We start from the raw sequence: 17,561 nt of genomic DNA, 5'->3' as shown, positions 1-17,561 counted from the left end.
TCGGAAGATCTTGGGCCGCCCCTGACCCGACACCCAAGGTGTCACCTGTTGAGGCGGTGACGTAATCATGTCAGCCCTCGCGTCACCAGTCAAGGCGGTGATTTCTATGTTTCTCCATGCCGCTCGCGTCGACGACCACCGCGTGCGCTTTGCAGGCGTCCACCACCGCAGTCGGGATGCAATCAGCAGGTATGAACGACGCGATGCATACGTATGCCAAACATCGCGCACCGCCCAGCCGCTTCACCAAACACGTATGAAGTAACGATGCAGAGAGGTCACCGCGTCAGCCATCGAGATGCGGACCAGGTCTCGCGGTGCCGACTTCTCCAGTTGTCCGGTGCGGTGAGAAGGTCTCGCGAAAGCCCTCGCGGGGCCGTCGAGGACGGCCTGACGGGCGCACTTCGGAACGGCGTGCGGTTGCGGGCTTCGCCTCAGTCCTGAGGTCGGAGGAGGGAGAGAAGCGACGCGGAGCGTCGGCGACCGACGACAACGCCGCGAGGAGGCGCGACACTCGCCCCCCGCGAGCCCGGTACGACCCCAACGAAGGGCCTCAGTCGGCTCTCCAGGGTTCGTCGAGACGCAGAAACCACGACGACGCCTCTGAGGCGGTTCTCGGGAGAATCGTTCTGAGCGAAGAATCGAACGGCTCGAAAATGCTACACCTGTACCGATCGGGGCATTCGACCGTAGATTTGACGGTCCGGCAGGCCGGCAGCTGTTCTTCCTGACGACCAGGGCCGTAGACACCGCTGAGGGCGACACGAGCGGCTGCTCATGTCGCCCTCGGACGCTGATGTCTCACTGAGCGGTGGATCGCAACCCGAGACGCGCCTTCTGATGCCGCTGCAGAATCTGCAGCATCGTGTCGAACTCGGTGTCGCTCATCTTCTGGATGAGCTGCGCCGCCGCGAAGGAGCCGTCGTCGTAGGGGAACAGCTGTGTGGCCTTCGCCTCAAGCAGGTCGCCCGAGGGGGAATCACCAGGAGGAGTGTCGACGGGCAGCGGGGCGGGAGCGCCCTCCCCCGGCCTCTCCTGCCTCGGCTTCGGCTCGTCATGACTCGACCCCTCCCCCGCCTCGGCCCCCTGACGGCTGCTCCGCTTCTCGGGCACCGGCGTGTGGGGCGGGGGCACCACCGTGGTCGGCTGCTGAGCAGGCAACACAGAGTCCGTGTCCTCGGACTTCGCCGACTCACGCGACTCCGGGAGGCTCACAGTCTCCTTGAGATGCTCAGGTTCGCGGAGGTTGCCTGCCACGCTCTGCGGCTTCTGCGCGTCCACTCCGGTCCGAGGCGGAACAATCACCCTTTCCACGCTCTCGGACGGGGCCCCGGGCGGCAACGACTGGGTACGCCGCACGGCTTCCTTACGTGCCCGCTCAGCCTTGAGTTCCGCGAGAACGGCTTGCTGGTTCTCCTGCGGCACCTTCGCGACCGAGCGCAGAAGCTCTACGGGCTCCTCTCCGACAGCCGCTTGGAGCTCAGGACTCAGGTTCAGCAGAGCGAGTCGCTGCGACACCCATCCCTGCGACTTGCGCAACCGCTTGGCGAGCTTGACCTGAGAACCGTGCAGGGCGAGCAGTCGCTGCAGAGCACGTGCTTCGTCCAACGGGTCCAGATCGCTGCGATGAATGTTGGCGACGAGAGCCGACTCGAGGATCGCGTCCCCGTCACTCCCCTGATTGTCGTCGACCATCACACTGAGATGAGCCAAGCCTGCTTCACGGGCCGCCGCCAGCCGACTGCTGCCGTCGACGACAACATGGGTGGTGTCGGCTTCGAGGTCGTCGGCGCGAGAAGGATTGGCCTTCACGTAGGCGTCACGGTTCATGACCGTGATGGCTTGCTTCTGGCCGTGTTCTTTGAGGCTGCCCGCGAGTTCGGTGAGGTCCCCGAGCGTGGTCCGGGGGTTCTCAGGGTTGAGGCTGATGCGGCTGACCGGAAGCCGAGCCGGAGGAGCCACCCCATCGGTCGGCACCCCGGTGGCTGCTCCGATGGCGGCGCGGCGGGCACTCACCGGTCGGGCACCTCCTCCGAAACGCCCGTTCCCCAGCTGATCGGCCTTGCTCATGAGATCTCCCGAGCCAGTGCGCGCATGGCAATGGCCTGCTGAGACGCGGGGGCGTAGCTCAGCAAGGGCTGCTTCATACGGACGGCTTCCTTCTGTTCCTTGAGGTCGTTGATGAGGCCGACGACCTTCGGATCCTTTATGTCGATCCACCCCTGGAGGGACGACGTGGCGATGTATCCGCGCCGGCCGTCGTAGAGGTTGACGACGATGCCCAGATAGTCGATGGCGAGGGCCAGGTCGTTGCTCAGATCCTCTATCTGGTTGGTCAGCAGGTCATAGGCGTCGGCGGAACTGTCCTCAGCCTGAACGACGATCAGCGCTCCGGACTGACCGGGTCCTTCCGCCTCGCGCCGACGCCCGTAGTAGGCGGCAGCGTCCATGCTCAGGCCCAGGCTGGGCGGGCAGTCGATGATGATGACGTCGTAGTCGGCTTCGAGCGGCATCAGGGCGCGCTCCAAGGCCGCCTCGCGAGCGCGAACCGCGGACAGGCGGACGTCCAGAAGGAAGGCGTCGTGGCAGGCCGGCAACAGGTGGAGCCGGCCTGCGAAGTGGTCTTCGTCGACCGAGACGATCAGATCCCGGAGTTCACCCTTCGGGTCGCCTGCCATGTGGTTGGTGAGACTGTCCCCGTTCATCGGCAGGGGGGCCGCTCCCAGTTGGTTGGTGAGGTGGCACTGAGGATCGAAGTCGACCATGAGGACACGGAGTCCGTGCCCCGGAAGCTTCTCCACGTCGAGGGGGTCATTGAGGCTCTCGGCCGCGGGGTTCTGCGTGTCTTCCACCCGGAGGGCGGTGGCGAGAGCCTTGGCGACACGCACCGGGAACAGCAGGTTGGGGTCTTCCGACAGCGCCTCCCCCACTCCTGCGGTGATGGCGGTCTTGCCCACTCCCCCCTTCTGGTTGCAGACGACGATCCGTCGGGTGATCTCCGGACGCTGAACATCGGGCGTCGGGTTGGTGTCGAGCCAGAGCTGCACCGATTGGGCGAGCCCCTGAATCAGGGAGACCTTCCGGTCCTCGGAGATCCTCCGGAACTCCTCCCACTGGCCCGGCGGCAGGAAGGTGGAGAAGGACTCCGCCCCACCCGTGTCGACGGAGGAAGCGGCAGAGGCGAGGTCGCACCAGGCAGCGATGCCCTGCTCCACCGCCGTCTGGATGTCGATACCGAGTTGGGCGGTTCTGACCTTGAGGCTCTGACGGAGCCATCCCGGCAGTTTGGAGACGATTTTGGCCCGGTCACTCGGGGAGGCTGGCATACTCATGGCGCTACCTTACTAACGCTTTAGATCATCTTCTGCATCGACACGTTAGTTCTTGCCTCTGACCGCTTGTTGACGCTCCCTCACCTATTACGGCGTAATAGGTCGCCGGGGTTCACATCTCCTTGCCGACCGGCTGCTCCGGCCAGGTCGGCGGACCCGAACCATCGGCGGTTGGTGTCGTCGACAAGCCCCTGCTCAACACCCGACCGAGCCCCGAAGACCCTTCACGACCACGCAGGCCACCCAAGAACGGCGCTGGCCATGGTCGATCAGCCGGGCCTCCATCGCCACCGGCCGCCACCGGCCGCCGGTGGCCGCCCGTGGCCGCCCGTGACAAGGACTGCTCGGTTGCCATCTCCCCGGACTGATCCTGTAGCGATTCGGTGACCTCCACCCGGACAGCGCGAAGACGAACGACAGGCGCGCGCTCGTCATCGCCGAAGCGGCACCCGCGACACTCCACACACTGCGAGCGGTCGACCGCGGGGACGAGACGCCCATCACCAACTGGAGAGAGTCGTCGGGAATCGGCGGCAGGCTGATCGACGGCGCCAGGGTCGCGAACCGTCTCCACGAGACGCCGAGCCAAGTCCATCCGTCGCTGGAACGGGTACCGGCTCCGTACCGGCTCCGGGACATAACCTGCTGGACTCGCCCAGCCTGAAGCACGGTCACTTCGCGAGGTAGACCCCGGCAGAGGAGACGGACGAACCGGGAGGGCCCAACTCCCTCTGCCCGGCAGTGCGCGAATCACCTGCTACTCCCCCACAGGCATCAGGGACATGTCCGCCTCGCCACTTGCCCTGGCCGTTGCTCACCGTCTCTGACGGCCCCACACGCCAGTACGTGGTGGTGTGCTGGAAGAGCCGAGCACCGTGCAGCTCCGCTACCCGGTGGACCCGCGGGCGCCCGCGTGGTTGAGGAGTCCGTCTTCCACGTGGATTCTGTCCGCCCGGCCCTTGGGTTCACTCCGCGCCGGCCTCGGGCCGCACCGGAACAGGCCCACACGACAACGAGTTCCGCACTGTCCGCATGCCGCCGGGATTCCTGGCGGTGCAAACCCGGGGCGAATGGCGGCCAGAGACTTGGTAGGGCCTCCGAAGGACGAGAGGGATCTGCTGCCAGTCAGCACGGAATTGGCCCGGGAGACCCCAGACGCGCCCATCAACGTCGGCACCACGTCCTGCGGAGGTGACTGTGTCTGCTCCCCGACCTATTACGGCGTAATAGGTCGCGTCATGTCACCGGCCTCGCGGCCCACGGAACAACGCCCCCTGTCTCAGCGAACCCGGTCGCGCGGCTGAGATTCTCACTCCGAGGTCACTGATGGTGGGTCGGATGCGGCGGCAGGGGACCGGCTGCCGACGATGCCCGCCTTGCTCCGCTTCCTCTGGCCCACGGTTTGGCTGAACGAGCCAAGTCCCGGGCTCGCTCCCGCCAGTGAACCCGCCGCGTGAGCGGTGGTGCGTCCACGACATGACCCACTGAGGGAGATGCGGTACGCAGAACTTCGACGAGTTACAGATCTTTTCAGAATGGTCTGACGTCTCGACCGAGATGGTGCTCAGTGGGGCATGGAACGGGTCGCCCCTGGTGGCGCGTTGACTCGACAGGACTCTGGAGGAGAATTTTGCCGAGCTTGAGCTTCCCGCCGGTGCGGGCGGTCGGACGCGGGGCGGGCTGGTACCGCGGGGACTGCCATGTCCACTCCGTTCACTCGGATGGGGAACTCACTCCCGAGGAGTTGGTTGTCCGGGCGCGCGGGGCCAGGCTCGACTTCATCGCGACGACGGAGCACAACTCCGGAGCAGCCGCGGGTGTGTGGGGCCATCTGCCCACCGATGACTTCTTGGTCCTTCTCGGTGAAGAGGTGACCACGAAGACCGGGCACTGGCTCGCGCTCGGCCTCAATCCCGGCGAGGTCGTCGACTGGAACCACCAGGCCTGGGATGGGCTGGTGGACAAATGCCTGGACCAGGTCCACCGAGCAGGAGGACTATGCGTGGCCGCGCATCCGCACGCACCCTACCCGTCGGGCGACTTCCTGTTCCCCCTCCTCGGCTTCGACGTGGTGGAGGTGTGGAACGGGCTGTGGACCTCGGACCGGCCCTGGAACGCTGACAACGAGGCGGCCCTGGCCGCATGGGGGCGGAGCCTTGCGGCGGATCTCCACACGGGCTCGTGGCAGCCCGCGATGGGCAACAGCGACACCCACTTGGAAGGACAGATCGGCAGCCCTCACACCGTGGTCTTCGCCGAGGAGCTGAGCGCGGAGGCAGTCCTGGCCGGGATGCGCGCCGGCCGCAGCTGGATCGCCGAGTCGGCAGATGTGGACGTGTCATTCACCGCCCATGCCGATGGTCGCGTTGCCGGGGTGGGAGAGCGGCTCGCGACTCGTGATGGGCAGGTGGAAGTCCATGCGGCAGTACGAGGTGTGTCGGCGGGGACCGTCAGTTTCCACACCGACCGAGGGAAGGTACACCGTGCTTCTCTCCTCGGTGACGGGGCGGCGCAGTGGGACACGACAGCGGGGGACTCGGCGTTCGTCCGCATCGAGGTCCGCCATCCCAACGGGCACGTCGCCGCACTCACCAATCCGATCATCCTCAAGTGACCGCTCGGCTCATCGTGAGGTCCGCAGCGCGGTGTGCGGCGCGGCCGTCCTCGCAGCCCCCGGATCGGCGGGACCGCGTCGAGCAGCGGCAGCAGCTGGGTGACGTCGTGACGGTTGCCACCGGTGAGCGTGACGGCGAACGGGGTTCCGTGCCGGTCGACCATCAGGTGATGCTTGGAGCCAGGGACGGGCGCTGTCGACCGGCAAGGGGCCGACGTGAGCCCCCTTTCAGGCCCGGACATGCGAGCCGTGAACAGCGCAATGATCAAGGTCCACCAGGTCGGCGCGGCGCAGCTCGGCCAGCAGGGCTGCGTGCAGGCGCGGCCAGACACCGCAGTTCCTTGTGCAGGATCTGCCCATGTCACCGTGTGGATCTGCGCTTCGTGGACGGTGACTCGTCCCTGGGGGAGTGGGGACTGGGAAGCTGGCTCCGTCGAAACACCGGTAGTGGGCCGGATGACCGAGGAGCGACTGCCTTGCGATGAGCAGAGAGCCCTCGGACGACAGCGCTCTGGTCGCCCCACCCGCTGTCATCACGTTCACCGACCCCTTGGAGCTATTACGGCGTAATAGCTCCAAGGGGTCGGAAGCGGGTGGCACAGACCAGCCCGGCAGTTCTCGTGGGGGGTGCACTTGTGGGTGCGGCTGGTGGTGCAGCCATCGACGATTACGGAGACGCGGATGTTGTCCGAGCGCGGAAGGCTAAGGGTTGTCCCCCGAGCCCGATGGCTCGTAACTGATCGTCTCAGCATGAGTTGAGCTGTGGCCCTGTACTCGGCCAACTTGGACGGCAAGGTGTCCAGGGCCCCGGTCTCCTGCCCGCGCGCTGCACTCAGGTGAGGTCGAAGGTGACGTTCGCGGATCCGCTCCAGTCCGGTGCCTCCGTGAGCGTGAGGATTCCATCCCCTTCCTCGATGACTCGCACCAGGATCCCTCCCTTGTCCTCACTGGAAAACACGAGGGAGAAGTGGGGATCCATCTCCATCAGGAAGTCCCAGAGTGACGAGGCCGTCCTCGAGGCCGAGCACGCCGACGAAGTCGACCAGGAGTCCCTCATCGGCTTCACCCCCACCCACGCGGTCGATGTCATGGCGTTCTGCAACCGTCCTGCCGACCAGCACCTCGTCACGGCCCTGCTGACCGCCGCCGTCATGGATGTCATCGGTGGTGTCGCCAACGCCGAACTACCGTCGGCGCCGGGCCGTTCACGTGGTCGGCCGCTCGCCTTCGACGCCGAGGCGTACAAGCAGCGCACGCGGTCGAGCGATGCATCAGCCGGCTCAAGCAGTGGCTTGGGCCGGCCATGCGAGCGCATGAGATCGCCATCGCCTACGGGGCAGCGCTCCACCTCGCTGCCATCCATATGGTGCGGCCCGAGCGTAGGGCTGTCGGGCCGCACCATATGGAGAGGCATCTCGGCCCAGCGTGGCAGCATGCGGCAATGGCCTTTCGACACCCCGACGGCGACTACGCGATCACCGCGATGTACTCCGTGCCCGATGACGCCTGGTATCTGGAACTGGATCTCATGGCCGGGCAACAGGCACTCGTGACCGCAATCGTCCCCGACGAAGATCCGGCGCGGGAACCCACCGTGTGCTTCAACGCGAACGCAGGGCACACTGACGTCCCATACGAAGTCATGCGCTGGTTCATGCACCGGGTCGATGAAGAGATCAGTACCTCCCGTGCCTGGATGCGGCTGAGACCGGAGCTCGTCGAGATCATCTACCAACTCCGTCACGAGCACATGGGCGCCATCGACGATGACGGCTTTCTCCAGGTACTGGCGGACGTGCGCACCACGGTCCCCGAGGAAGACCTCTCCGACGTTCTGGAAGCCGCCTTCGGGCGGAATCCAGACGGCACCACCGCGAACCAACCGCACACGCACCGGCATGTAGACGATCAAGGAGACAGGGACCAAGGGCAGCGTTTGTCCGCCGGTTTGGGGAGCACTCGCAGATCCTGAGGTCCGTGAATGTTCAGGAGAAAGAGCAGCGCGGCGATGCGCGGTGCGTCGCTCGTCGTGCCCGCAGGGCATCACTGCCCGATGCGTGGCCGGGTGGGGCCGACTCCGACCTTGGTCAGCATCTGGCCCAGAAGCTGGAGGGCTCGTTCAGGTGTCGGCACTCCACGCGCGGTCCCGGGCCTCGCTGCGGGCCCGGGCCTCGCTGTCGGGATCGGCCGACCGGCAGCTACCGCGTCGTGCCGGGTCTGCTCGGTTTCGGCGTACGTATCCATGGCCGGCGCAGCCCACGGGAGCGTCTCGGGTCGACGGCCTGTCACCTGGGCGGGGCTGGCAGGCCGTCGGCCCGGATCCCGCAACGGGCAGCGGGGCCGCCCAGCGATGGGGGAGAGGTTCCCCGGCTCTGCCCGACTTCTCCGACACCTGATGTCCGGGCCGGTGCGGCGTGACGCCCTTCGACGGTTTCGATGCCTGATCAGCAGCCGGCTTTCTCGGGGGCGGGACATGGCTACCAGAACCTGAGCTGCGAGCGGGCAGGTCTACCACTCACTCTCGCAGCACGACGAAGCCGGATCTTACGGTGGCCGAGGCCACCACGGTCTGCACAGTCGAGAGAGATCTGCCATCAGCTGAAGACAGGCCTCCGATGGCCCAGCCACCAGCACGTCATGCTCGTGCAGCCGAAGAGCGTGGTCAAAGGTATCCCAAGAACATCACACACGGAACGTCTGCCCCGAGGCGGAACATGTCACCCCGGGTCAGAAATGTATCAAGACTCCTTCGAGAAACGTTGCAGTCACGTCAGGTTTCCGCCCCGGCCGGTTCGGCCCCGCGTCCGAGCAGCAGCGGAAGATGCGGCACGCGTCGGAGGAACAACCCCTTCCAGGGCCTGGAGCCGTGGCCGAGGGACCCTCGCGCCTTCGGTCCCTGCGTCTTGGGATCGCGCGTTTACGCAGGTCAAAGGGTTTTCACGGTTCAGGAAAGGGACTGTAGGGACCGAAGGACACAATTATGACGCAGACAAAGGAGAGATTCGTGTGCGCGCGTACGTACCTTCCATCTCCCTGCGGCTCATAATGGCGAGGTTTAGTCCCTTCGGTCCCTCAGGATGAGGATGCATAGCCTCTGACCTGCACATATGCTGCCGTCCAGGGTGAGGGCCCACGGGTCGTCAGGCCCTCCGCCATGGTCCCTGGACCCTGGTACGCCTCCGCCGCTGCCGAGCACGGGCTCTTCGTGCCTCAACCGACGGCCCCTGTGCCGGTCTGCCCTTCCGGCACCCTAGGGTGTGAGGGGTTGCCCCGCCGAGGGACCCAAGGGACCCAGTCAACTGAAGGAAAACCAGACACTGGCCGGATCGGCCGACTTTCTTCGAGGTGAGCCGTACACTCTCTTCACACAGAGTCCCTTCGGTCCCTGACGAGGACACACCTTCGTCGTCAGGTGTGTGAAGTGATGACCGGGCAGACGGAAGTGACAAGGACGATTCCCGTGCCACGCCATGGTGAGAATCACGAGAGAGCAGCGAGCGTCCTCCCTGGGCCGCCGCTCGCCGTTGCACGTTGGTGTGCTGCCCAGGGATGGCCGGTCCATCCTCTCGCTGCCGGCCGCAAGACGCCTGTGCGCAACTGCCCGGCCTGCAGGGGTTCCAGACACACTCCGGCCATGTGTCCCTGCCTTCCCGAAGGGCGGCCCTGTCACGGCTTCCACGCAGCCACGACCGATGCCGCTCTCGTGGACCGCTGGTGGAACGGTGCCCGCTCGCTCGGGGTGGGAGTCGCCTGCGGTCCCGCGGAACTCGTCGTCATCGACATCGACGCCCACCAGGCCCCCGTCCCCGACCGAGGTCGCCTCCTCCCGGGCATCGAGATCCCCCAGGAGGTGAGGCTGGACGGCCTGGCGTCAGGTTTCGACACCCTGGCGCTGCTGGCGGCGTACCGACGAGAAACCTCCCCGGCCCAGGACGTCGACACCCTGCGCGTCCGTACCCCGTCGGGCGGCCTCCACGTCTGGTACCTGAATCCCGAGCCGTCCACTCGGTACAGGTGTTCGACCGGCTCTGCACGGCACACAGCTCTTGCCTGGCAGGTCGACGTCCGTGCTGACGGTGGTTACATCGTCGCTCCCGGGACACGCACCCCGCAGGGCACCTATCGCGCCGAGGGGCGGGCCCGCAGGCCCGCTGTGCTGCCCGAGTGGCTGCGCCGCGAACTGAGACGTACGGGGCATGTCGTGGAGCCGCCGAAGCCGGTGCCTCCCGCCCCGCGGGTCTCGCGCACCGCTCCCCGTTCTTCCGCGCGGCCCCGGGCGGCCACTGCCGAGCACCTGCTGGATCCGCTGATCGAGGTGGTCGCCGCATGCGCGGTCGCTCCGGAAGGCACCGGCTTCTCCGAGAAGCTCAACAGGGCCGCCTACACCGCCGGTGGACTGGTCGGAGGGGGGCACCTGGACCACGGCATCGTTCGCGACCGTCTTGTCCGGGTGGCCCATCACGTCCGTCCTCGGCAGCGCTCCCGGAACGAAAACATCGTCGACGCCGCCCTTGCCGTAGGGTCCGTTCGCCCTCTCCATCCCGAAGGACGTCCATGAGCAGCAGCGCCGAAGGCTCGCCGCTTTTCGACCCCCGTGCCGCGGCTCAGCAGATGCTCGACCTGGAGTCTGCCGCGCTGGACGGGGGCTCGAACCGTGTCCCGGTCCAGGGCTTGGTCGGTGTGCACGGGGGGCTCTCCGTGAGCACGACCATTGCGCCGCCGCCGATGCTTCCTCCTTCCCTTTCCGACCGGGGCAACGCACGTCTCTTCGTACAGCGGCACCGCGACCAGTTCCGACATGTGGAGGGCCTGGGGTGGTTCGCCTGGGACGGGTACCGCTGGAAGCGCGGGGGAGGGGAGAAGGCGGCTCTGTGGGCTGCCGGCGAGATGGCCGAGGACCTGCCGGTGTCGGACCCGCGGGGAGTGTTCAGTGACCGGGAGTTGGTGCACCACAGGCGGCGTACGTTGTCCACGACGGGGCTCAAGGCACTGCTGACCCAGGCGAAGGCGTCGCCGGACATCTCCGTGGATCCCGACCGGCTCGACGGGGACCCGTACGCGCTGTGCACGCCGGTGGGCGTGGTCGACCTCCGCAGCGGTCAACTGCGCGAACCCGACCCGACCCGCGACTTCCACTCCCGCGCCACCACGGTCGCCCCTCAGGACGTGGAGACGCCTCGCTGGCACCGCTTCCTCACGGACACCTTCGGCGAGGACGAGGAGGGCCGAGAGATGATCGACTTCCTTCATCTGATGCTCGGCTACTCGATCACGGGCGACGTGGGAGCGCAGGTTCTGCCGTTTCTGCACGGTGAGGGGAAGAACGGCAAGTCCGTACTGCTCGACATCATGATCCAGATCCTCGGGGACTACGCGGACGCGGCCCCGCCAGGTTTTCTGATGGACCGTGGAGCGTTCTCCGAGCACTCCACCGAGCTGACCGAACTGCACGGCCGGCGCCTGATCGTGTGCAGCGAACTGAAGCCGAACGACAAGTTCGACGAAGCCCGGGTCCGGCTCCTGACGGGCGGCGACAAGATCAAGGCCCGCCGGATGAGGCAGGACTACTTCTCGTTCACCCCCACCCATCACCTGTGGCTGCTGGGCAATCACCGTCCCGAGGTCTCCACCGGCGGCTTCGCGTTCTGGCGGCGCATCCGCCTGCTTCCCTTCACCCGGACGGTTCCGGCGCACCGCAGGATCGACAACCTCGCCTTCGAACTGGTCCGGGACGAGGGACCGGGGATCCTTCACTGGCTCGTCGAGGGCGCGCAGCGTTACCTGCGGACGCGAGACCCCCTGGAAGGTCCCGACAGGGTCCGTATGGCCACGACGGCCTACGCCACCACCGAGGACCACATCGGTCGTTTCCTGGCCGAGTGCTGCACACGCGACGCTGATTCCGGCAAGGATCTCAGGGCCGAACAGGGCCTGCTCTACTCGGAGTACAGCTCGTGGTGCCACGCCGGTGAGGGCATCCGGCCGGCGACGCCTCGGGCGTTCGCCAACCGAGCCCGTCAGGAGGTGGGCGTCGCCTCACCGAACGACATGATCAAGTCGAATGGCCGGAAATACTATCCGGGTATCGCGCTGCTGTCGCACTCGTGATGTCCTGTGTGCGCTTCTGGCTTCACCGTACGACCTACACCGCTGACGCCGGGCGCGCTCTACGATGGTGAGCAGGCCCCCGTGCGGTGGCCCCTGCGGAGCGGGGCGCCACGCAGCGCCGAGCGGCCCCGAGCAAGACGGACCGACGCCCCGCCATGTCCTGTGCCGGGGAACACGCCGATGAAGGAGAGGCTGCAGCCATGAGTTCGCTGTTGACCGAGAGCGACCTCATCCACGAGGCCGAGGTGGTATGGCTGGAGAAACTCGAAGGTCTGGACTACGTCCGTCAGGCGCTGGACAAGACCAGGCGGCGCAACACCAAGCCACCGTACGCTCGGGACGGACGCATGGTGGGATACGCCCTGCTGGACGAGGACGCGTCACCCGACCCCGACAGCGGCCTCTACAAGCGCCGGGTGTTCTTCCTGCTGCCCCACGATCGTGACAGCCTTCCGGACGGCCTGTACCGCGAAGGCGCCCCGGGGGAGGCGGTCGACCCTCGTACGGTCGCACCGCGGAAGCGGGGCGCCAAGACGCCGCGGTCCCAGTCGTCCGTCGCCGTCGTCACGTCGGCCTCCTGACACACACACGCCTGCGTGTGGGCACGGCGGCAGTGTCCGTTCCCCGCCTTCGGCCGTCCGCTCCGGCGGGGTCGTACGGCGCCCTTCAGCAGGACGAGGAAGGGCCCTCACGGGGTTCGGCGCGCGTCGCCCCGGACCGGGACGACGCGCACGAGGAACACCGACGCGCTACGCCCGAGTGCTCTGCGGCACCGAGGTGTCGAGGACGAAGTCGCGCACCGCGTCCGCGAAGAGCCGCGGTTCCTCGACGTGGCCCATGTGACCGCTGTTCTCCAGGACCAGCAGCCGGGAATCGGGGATCAGCTCGTCCAGTTCCACTCCCCAACGCATCCCGCAGATCACGTCGTGCCGGCCCACGACCACCAGAGCGGGGACCGTCAGTCCCTTGAGCGCGACCCGGTCGTCGACGGCGTCGGGGTTACCGTCCTCGTCCAGGCCCGAGATGTACGTGGCCCGGACCGCGTCCCGGAACGCCGCGAACCGCTCCTCGTCGCCCCAGTAGTCCGCGAAGTAGGACGGCAGCACACCCTTGGCGACCGCCTCGGTCTGGGCGTCGTCCGACATACCGGACATCGCGCCGAACGCGGCCAGTACGCCCGCCAGTCCCGGCTGGTCCGCGTGCTTCGCGGCGAACGCCTCCACCATCCGCGCCGCCTCCTCCCCGTGTTCGGCCCCGGTGACGGGGGCGCCCTCGTACAGCACGATCCCCGCCAGCTGCCGGGGACGGTGTACGGCGTGATGGGCCGTCACGAACGCGCCGTGCGAGTGCCCCAGCAGGTGGACGGAGGGGACCCCGAGCCTGTTGATGAGGGTCTCCAGGAAGCTGCTGTAGCGCTCCCTGGTGTAACCGTGCGGGTGCGAGGGGAGGCGGCTGTCCCTCGCCGTACCGATGGGCTCGACGTAGACCATGGTCAGGTGCTCCTCGAGCGCGGGCATACGCATGTACTCCCAGTCGATGCCCGGACCGCCGGAGTGGGCCACGCAGACCGGACCGCTGCCGTACACGTGATACCGCTGGACGAGACCTCCCAGCCGGTAGGTGTGGGTGCCGGGGGAGAGCGGGGCGGTGTCGGGCGCGGCGACGGCGCTGCTCGGCGTGGTCGAGGTGTTCACGGGGAACCTCCATGCGGTGGAGTGGTGTGTGACACCGACATGACGAGGGCGCGGGCGGCAAGTTCGATCGAAGCGGTGTGTTCCGGATCACTCGGTGACGGCCGCAGCGGTGCCGGGGACTCAGGCCGCCGCCCGGGACGGGTCGGCCGGGCGTCGGGAGTGGTAGAGGGAGATCCGGTCGAAGCGACCACCGTCGAGGGACATGATCCATGCGACACCCGGAGGACAGTGGTCCGGGTCGTCGGCCGGGTTGATCAGTTCCATCTCCCAGACGACCAGGGACCGGCCGGCCACGACGTTGACGGGGCGTTGACGAACGCCGGCCGAGAGGTCGCAGTCCATACCGGACAGCAGCAGGTCGGTGCCGCCCAGCCGCTGCCCGCCGGCCAGCAGCGAGACCTCGCGGGAGTAGCGGTCCCGGACCACTTTGCCGAACTCACCGCGCTCGGCCGCCGCGAGCGTCTCACGTGCCTCGTGCCAGCTCGCCTCGGTGCGGCGCCGCATGTCCGCGTGCGCCGCGGCCACGGTGGTGGTGAGGGCCCGGGCCAGCAGCGTGCGGGCCTGGCTCAATCGGCTGCGGACGGTGCCGACCGGCACCGCGCACGCCTCGGCGATCTGCTGGTAGGAGGTGATCCCGGTGGAGAAGTACCGGAGCACGACGGGGAGGCGGAGCGTCGGGGACAGCGAGTCGACCGCCTCCCACACCCAGTCCCGCATCGCGTGGTTCGCCAGCACCTGCTCGGGGCCCGCGTCGTCCCGCATCTGCGGCACCTCCGCGACCGGTTCCACTCGCCGGGACTCCCGCAGGAGGGTACGGCAGGCGTTGCGGACGACCATGCGCAGCCACGGCCCCACGGACTCCGGGTCCCGGACGTCCACGATCCGCCGGAGCGCGACCAGGGCGGCCTCCTGCACGGCGTCGTCCGCGTCGGGGCCGGGTCCCAGCAGGCTGAGCGCCACCGCCCGCATCCCGGGCCGGTGCCGCTCCAGCAGCAGGGACAGCGCCGACACGTCCCCGGACTGAGCGGCGCGTGTCAGTGCCACGTCCTCGGACAGACCCGTGTCCTCCGTCCGTATCCCGCTCATCCCAGACCTTCCCGCCGAGACACCTCACTCACGGATGAGCCTAACCCTCCGCAGGACGAGCATGTGTCGGGACGACGCTCGCGGAATCGACGAGCCGGGTGTCCGCTCCGGTCGGGCGGCCTCGGGTCGGCACATGTGGTGCGGGCGGACGGCTGACGAGATGCTCGCGGCGAAGTCCTGAGCACGCCGTCCGCACCCGGCCACCGCAAGTGGAGCGGTCGCCCTCACACCGGGGAAGGGCATGAGGACGGCCGCTCCGTACCTGCGGCCGGGCCAGCCAGTGAACATCCCCGCCGCAGGAGCTCTCTCTGAGGCAACGGGGCGCCGACCGGGGAGGGTTCACGTGTTCGAGGAGAAGTTGTCCGCGGCGTGCCTCGCCCGCCGGACGGCCCGGCACGCGCGCCTCGCCCGCCGCACCGCCCGGCACGACCGGCACGACCGGCGTGACCGGCGTGACCGGCGTGACCGGCGTGACCGGCGAGCGGATGCCTCTGGACCTCCTCACACAGCACGGCGCGCGGTTCCGCACTGGTGCGCCGACCGCCGCCACCCGTCGGCTTCCGCAGCTCCTACGAACGCCGTCGAGGGGCGGAATCAGTCGGACCGGGCCTCCCGGCCGCAGAGCAGGCCCGCGGTGGCGATCCCCCAGTCGACTCCGGCCAGCTCCTGGCCCGCGGGCACGACCTGGTAGGTGTACTCCAGCCACTCCGCCAGCGGGGGCACGGGCAGCTCGAACAGGGCAGCCATGTCGCCGGAGGCGAGCTTGAGCCACGCGGTCGGCCGCTCTTCCAGGTTCGAGGGCCAGACCTGGACGTCGCCGAAGCCGCTGATCGAGTACAGGCCCTGCTGGAGGAGGTCCCGGCCGATGCGCCACAGGACCCGCGGTCCGTTCTCGACCCGCAGTTCCACGGAGACGACCAAGGGAGACGCCGGATCGAACCGGAAATCCGCCCGGAGCGTCTGCCGGGCGGAGACGGCCAACACGCGCTCGATGTCCAGGGTGAGCCGGGAGCGGTGGTGCGGCGCCGCCGGGTCGGCCTGTACACCTGACTGTTTGCCGCTCATGACGGATGGTCCTCCCTGTGGCGGATGCTGACGTGATCCACTCTTGCCGCTGCGAGACCGTCGCTCATAGGTAACTTGACCGACGGCGATGACTTGCTTCGTGGCCGTCGTGGCCGCGCGAGGTCGCTATGTGGACCCATGTCCGTTTTGGTGTGCCGGGCCGCGCTCCGGGCCTCTGGAGGCGGCCCGAGCCGCGCGCTCCCGACGGCCGACATTCAGTCATTCGACTGTGGTCCCTGACCCGCGCCCGAAGCATCCTGAACGAGTCGCCCGCTGTTCGTGCCGGGCGGTCGCCATGCTCGGAGGATCCAGCCGTGAACCGTACTCCCGTCGTCTTCATCCATGGCACGTGGCTGCACGCGCTCTCATGGGAGTCGTGGGCGGAGCGTTTCGCCAGCAGAGGATTTCTCGCACTCGCCCCCGGGTGGCCGGGGGAAGCCGAGGTCGCCGGGGAGACCAGGGCCACCACCGGAGCGCTCGGCGGCGTCGGTCTGGACATGCTGCTGGACCACTACACCGCGATCGTGCGGTCGTTCGACATCTCGCCGGTGATCGTCGGCCACTCGGTCGGAGGACTCATCGCCCAGCACCTCATCAGCGCCGACATCGGCCGGGCGGCGGTGGCCATCGCACCCGCTCCGGTCAACGGCGTACCGCTGACCGGAGCCCGCCCCCGGCTGTGGACCCCCGGTCAGGAGGCACCGGCCGACGACGTGGTGCGCCTGTCACCGGAGCACTTCCACCGCTTCTTCGCGAACACCGTCACCGCCGAGGAATCCGACCGGCTCTTCGAGCGGTACGCCGTCCCGGCACCGCGCCGTCTGCTCACCGACATCGGGTGCCTGGGCACGGTCCGCGATCCGCGGGCCACGGCGGACACGGACAACGCGCGCCGTGGTCCCCTCCTGCTGATCTCCGGTCAGGAGGACCGGCTGGTGCCCGACGCCGTGACCCGCGCGGTCTACAAGCAGTACGGCGACAGCACGGCGGTGACCGATCTCAAGCAGTTCGCCGACCGCGCGCACTCACTGACCGTCGACAACGGATGGCGCTTCGTCGCGGACTACGTGCTCGCCTGGCTCGACGAGCACGGCATCCGCGCACTGCCCGACGAACGCTGAGGCGACCCGGCGCACGGGCCGGCCAGAGGGTCTTTCGTCCGGATCGGGCCGGACTCGTGTCCCTCCTCCGCCTCGCGACGCACGGCACAGGATCCCGCTTCCCGATCCGGCCCGATCCGGCACGACCCGATCCGATCCAGCCCGATCCGGCACGACCCGATCCGATCCGGCCCCATCCGGCCGGAAGACCCGGCCCCCGTGCGCCCCGCCCTGGCACCGGGTCACACCCGCTGCTCCCCGGTGATCTTGCCCAGTGCGTCGCGGAGGGCGGCGCGGGAGGTGATGCCGAGTTTGGGGAAGACGCGGTAGAGGTGGGAGCTGACGGTGCGGGGGGAGAGGTGCATGCGTTCGCCGATCTCTTTGTTGGTGAGGCCGCCGGCGGCGAGGTCGGCGATGCGGCGTTCTTGCCAGGTGAGGGTGGCGAGGTGGGTGGTGGTGGCGGGGGCGGGGGTGCCGGTGGCGCGGAGTTCGGTGTGGGCGCGTTCGGTCCAGGTGGTGGCGCCGAGTCGTTCGAAGGTTTCGGCGGCTTGGGTGAGGGGGT

Annotated in this window: 12 protein-coding genes and 3 pseudogenes; 8 read left to right on the top strand and 7 right to left on the bottom strand. The window is 68.0% G+C overall.

The genetic code is table 11. The features are described 5' to 3' along the window. Nucleotides 1-801: 801 nt before the first annotated feature. Together ACFWEE_RS13200 and ACFWEE_RS13195 are read right to left on the bottom strand one after the other, a co-directional pair. Nucleotides 802-2,070, bottom strand: a complete 1,269-nt coding sequence (locus ACFWEE_RS13200; protein ID WP_386888698.1) for a ParB/RepB/Spo0J family partition protein — start codon at nucleotides 2,068-2,070, stop codon at nucleotides 802-804. Beyond that, nucleotides 2,067-3,332 carry a ParA family protein gene (locus ACFWEE_RS13195; RefSeq protein ID WP_386888697.1) on the bottom strand — a complete coding sequence of 422 codons (1,266 nt, stop codon included), beginning with the start codon at nucleotides 3,330-3,332 and terminating at the stop codon, nucleotides 2,067-2,069. The genes ACFWEE_RS13200 and ACFWEE_RS13195 overlap by 4 nt, the downstream gene beginning before the upstream one ends. A 1,639-nt stretch (nucleotides 3,333-4,971) precedes the next feature. Between ACFWEE_RS13195 and ACFWEE_RS13190 the strand changes: the two genes are divergently transcribed. Further along, complete coding sequence (locus ACFWEE_RS13190; protein ID WP_386888696.1) at nucleotides 4,972-5,946, top strand: CehA/McbA family metallohydrolase; 975 nt, start codon at nucleotides 4,972-4,974, stop codon at nucleotides 5,944-5,946. A 26-nt stretch (nucleotides 5,947-5,972) separates the two neighbouring features. Here the strand turns inward: ACFWEE_RS13190 and ACFWEE_RS13185 are convergent. Beyond that, nucleotides 5,973-6,282, bottom strand: a pseudogene (locus tag ACFWEE_RS13185) (transposase); the annotation flags it as partial. Between the two features lie 578 nt (nucleotides 6,283-6,860). Here ACFWEE_RS13185 and ACFWEE_RS13180 point away from each other — a divergent pair. From ACFWEE_RS13180 to ACFWEE_RS13155, 6 genes and pseudogenes are all read left to right on the top strand, one after another. Then, nucleotides 6,861-7,064, top strand: a pseudogene (locus ACFWEE_RS13180) (DUF6368 family protein); the annotation flags it as partial. Between the two features lie 81 nt (nucleotides 7,065-7,145). Then, nucleotides 7,146-7,333: pseudogene (locus ACFWEE_RS13175) on the top strand (IS5/IS1182 family transposase); the annotation flags it as partial. Nucleotides 7,334-7,387: 54 nt separating this feature from the next. Continuing rightward, nucleotides 7,388-7,918, top strand: coding sequence for a hypothetical protein (locus ACFWEE_RS13170; protein ID WP_386888832.1), 531 nt, complete (start codon nucleotides 7,388-7,390; stop codon nucleotides 7,916-7,918). A 1,488-nt stretch (nucleotides 7,919-9,406) separates the two neighbouring features. Continuing rightward, on the top strand, nucleotides 9,407-10,504 hold the full coding sequence (locus tag ACFWEE_RS13165) for a bifunctional DNA primase/polymerase (RefSeq protein ID WP_386888830.1): 1,098 nt from the start codon (nucleotides 9,407-9,409) through the stop codon (nucleotides 10,502-10,504). After that, entirely contained in the window at nucleotides 10,501-12,054 is a 1,554-nt protein-coding gene (locus ACFWEE_RS13160) for a phage/plasmid primase, P4 family (RefSeq protein ID WP_386888695.1), read from the top strand. Before ACFWEE_RS13165 ends, ACFWEE_RS13160 begins: the two co-directional genes overlap by 4 nt. Nucleotides 12,055-12,254: 200 nt before the next feature. Further along, nucleotides 12,255-12,635 (top strand): DUF6009 family protein, encoded by a 381-nt coding sequence (locus ACFWEE_RS13155; protein WP_386888694.1) that lies wholly within the window; start codon nucleotides 12,255-12,257, stop codon nucleotides 12,633-12,635. 168 nt (nucleotides 12,636-12,803) lie between these two features. Here the strand turns inward: ACFWEE_RS13155 and ACFWEE_RS13150 are convergent, their stop codons facing one another. The 3 genes from ACFWEE_RS13150 to ACFWEE_RS13140 all read right to left on the bottom strand — a co-directional run bounded on the left by ACFWEE_RS13150 (nucleotide 12,804) and on the right by ACFWEE_RS13140 (nucleotide 15,899). Beyond that, nucleotides 12,804-13,748, bottom strand: a complete 945-nt coding sequence (locus ACFWEE_RS13150) for an alpha/beta fold hydrolase (RefSeq protein ID WP_386888693.1) — start codon at nucleotides 13,746-13,748, stop codon at nucleotides 12,804-12,806. A gap of 120 nt (nucleotides 13,749-13,868) precedes the next feature. Then, nucleotides 13,869-14,834 carry an RNA polymerase sigma factor gene (locus tag ACFWEE_RS13145; RefSeq protein WP_386888692.1) on the bottom strand — a complete coding sequence of 322 codons (966 nt, stop codon included), beginning with the start codon at nucleotides 14,832-14,834 and terminating at the stop codon, nucleotides 13,869-13,871. A gap of 594 nt (nucleotides 14,835-15,428) precedes the next feature. Continuing rightward, entirely contained in the window at nucleotides 15,429-15,899 is a 471-nt protein-coding gene (locus tag ACFWEE_RS13140) for an SsgA family sporulation/cell division regulator (protein WP_386888691.1), read from the bottom strand. 314 nt (nucleotides 15,900-16,213) lie between these two features. Here ACFWEE_RS13140 and ACFWEE_RS13135 point away from each other — a divergent pair, with 314 nt between their 5' ends. Then, nucleotides 16,214-17,020, top strand: a complete 807-nt coding sequence (locus tag ACFWEE_RS13135; protein WP_386888690.1) for an alpha/beta hydrolase — start codon at nucleotides 16,214-16,216, stop codon at nucleotides 17,018-17,020. 221 nt (nucleotides 17,021-17,241) lie between these two features. Here ACFWEE_RS13135 and ACFWEE_RS13130 read toward each other — a convergent pair. Continuing rightward, nucleotides 17,242-17,561, bottom strand: a 320-nt coding sequence (locus ACFWEE_RS13130) for a response regulator transcription factor (protein WP_386888689.1), incomplete at its 5' end; no start/stop codon positions are given.

Origin of the sequence: Streptomyces sp. NPDC060184 (assembly GCF_042728795.1) — a bacterium.
Classification (GTDB): domain Bacteria; phylum Actinomycetota; class Actinomycetes; order Streptomycetales; family Streptomycetaceae; genus Streptomyces.
Note: the sequence above shows the minus strand (reverse complement) of the source record. Positions and strands in the feature narration are given on the sequence as shown.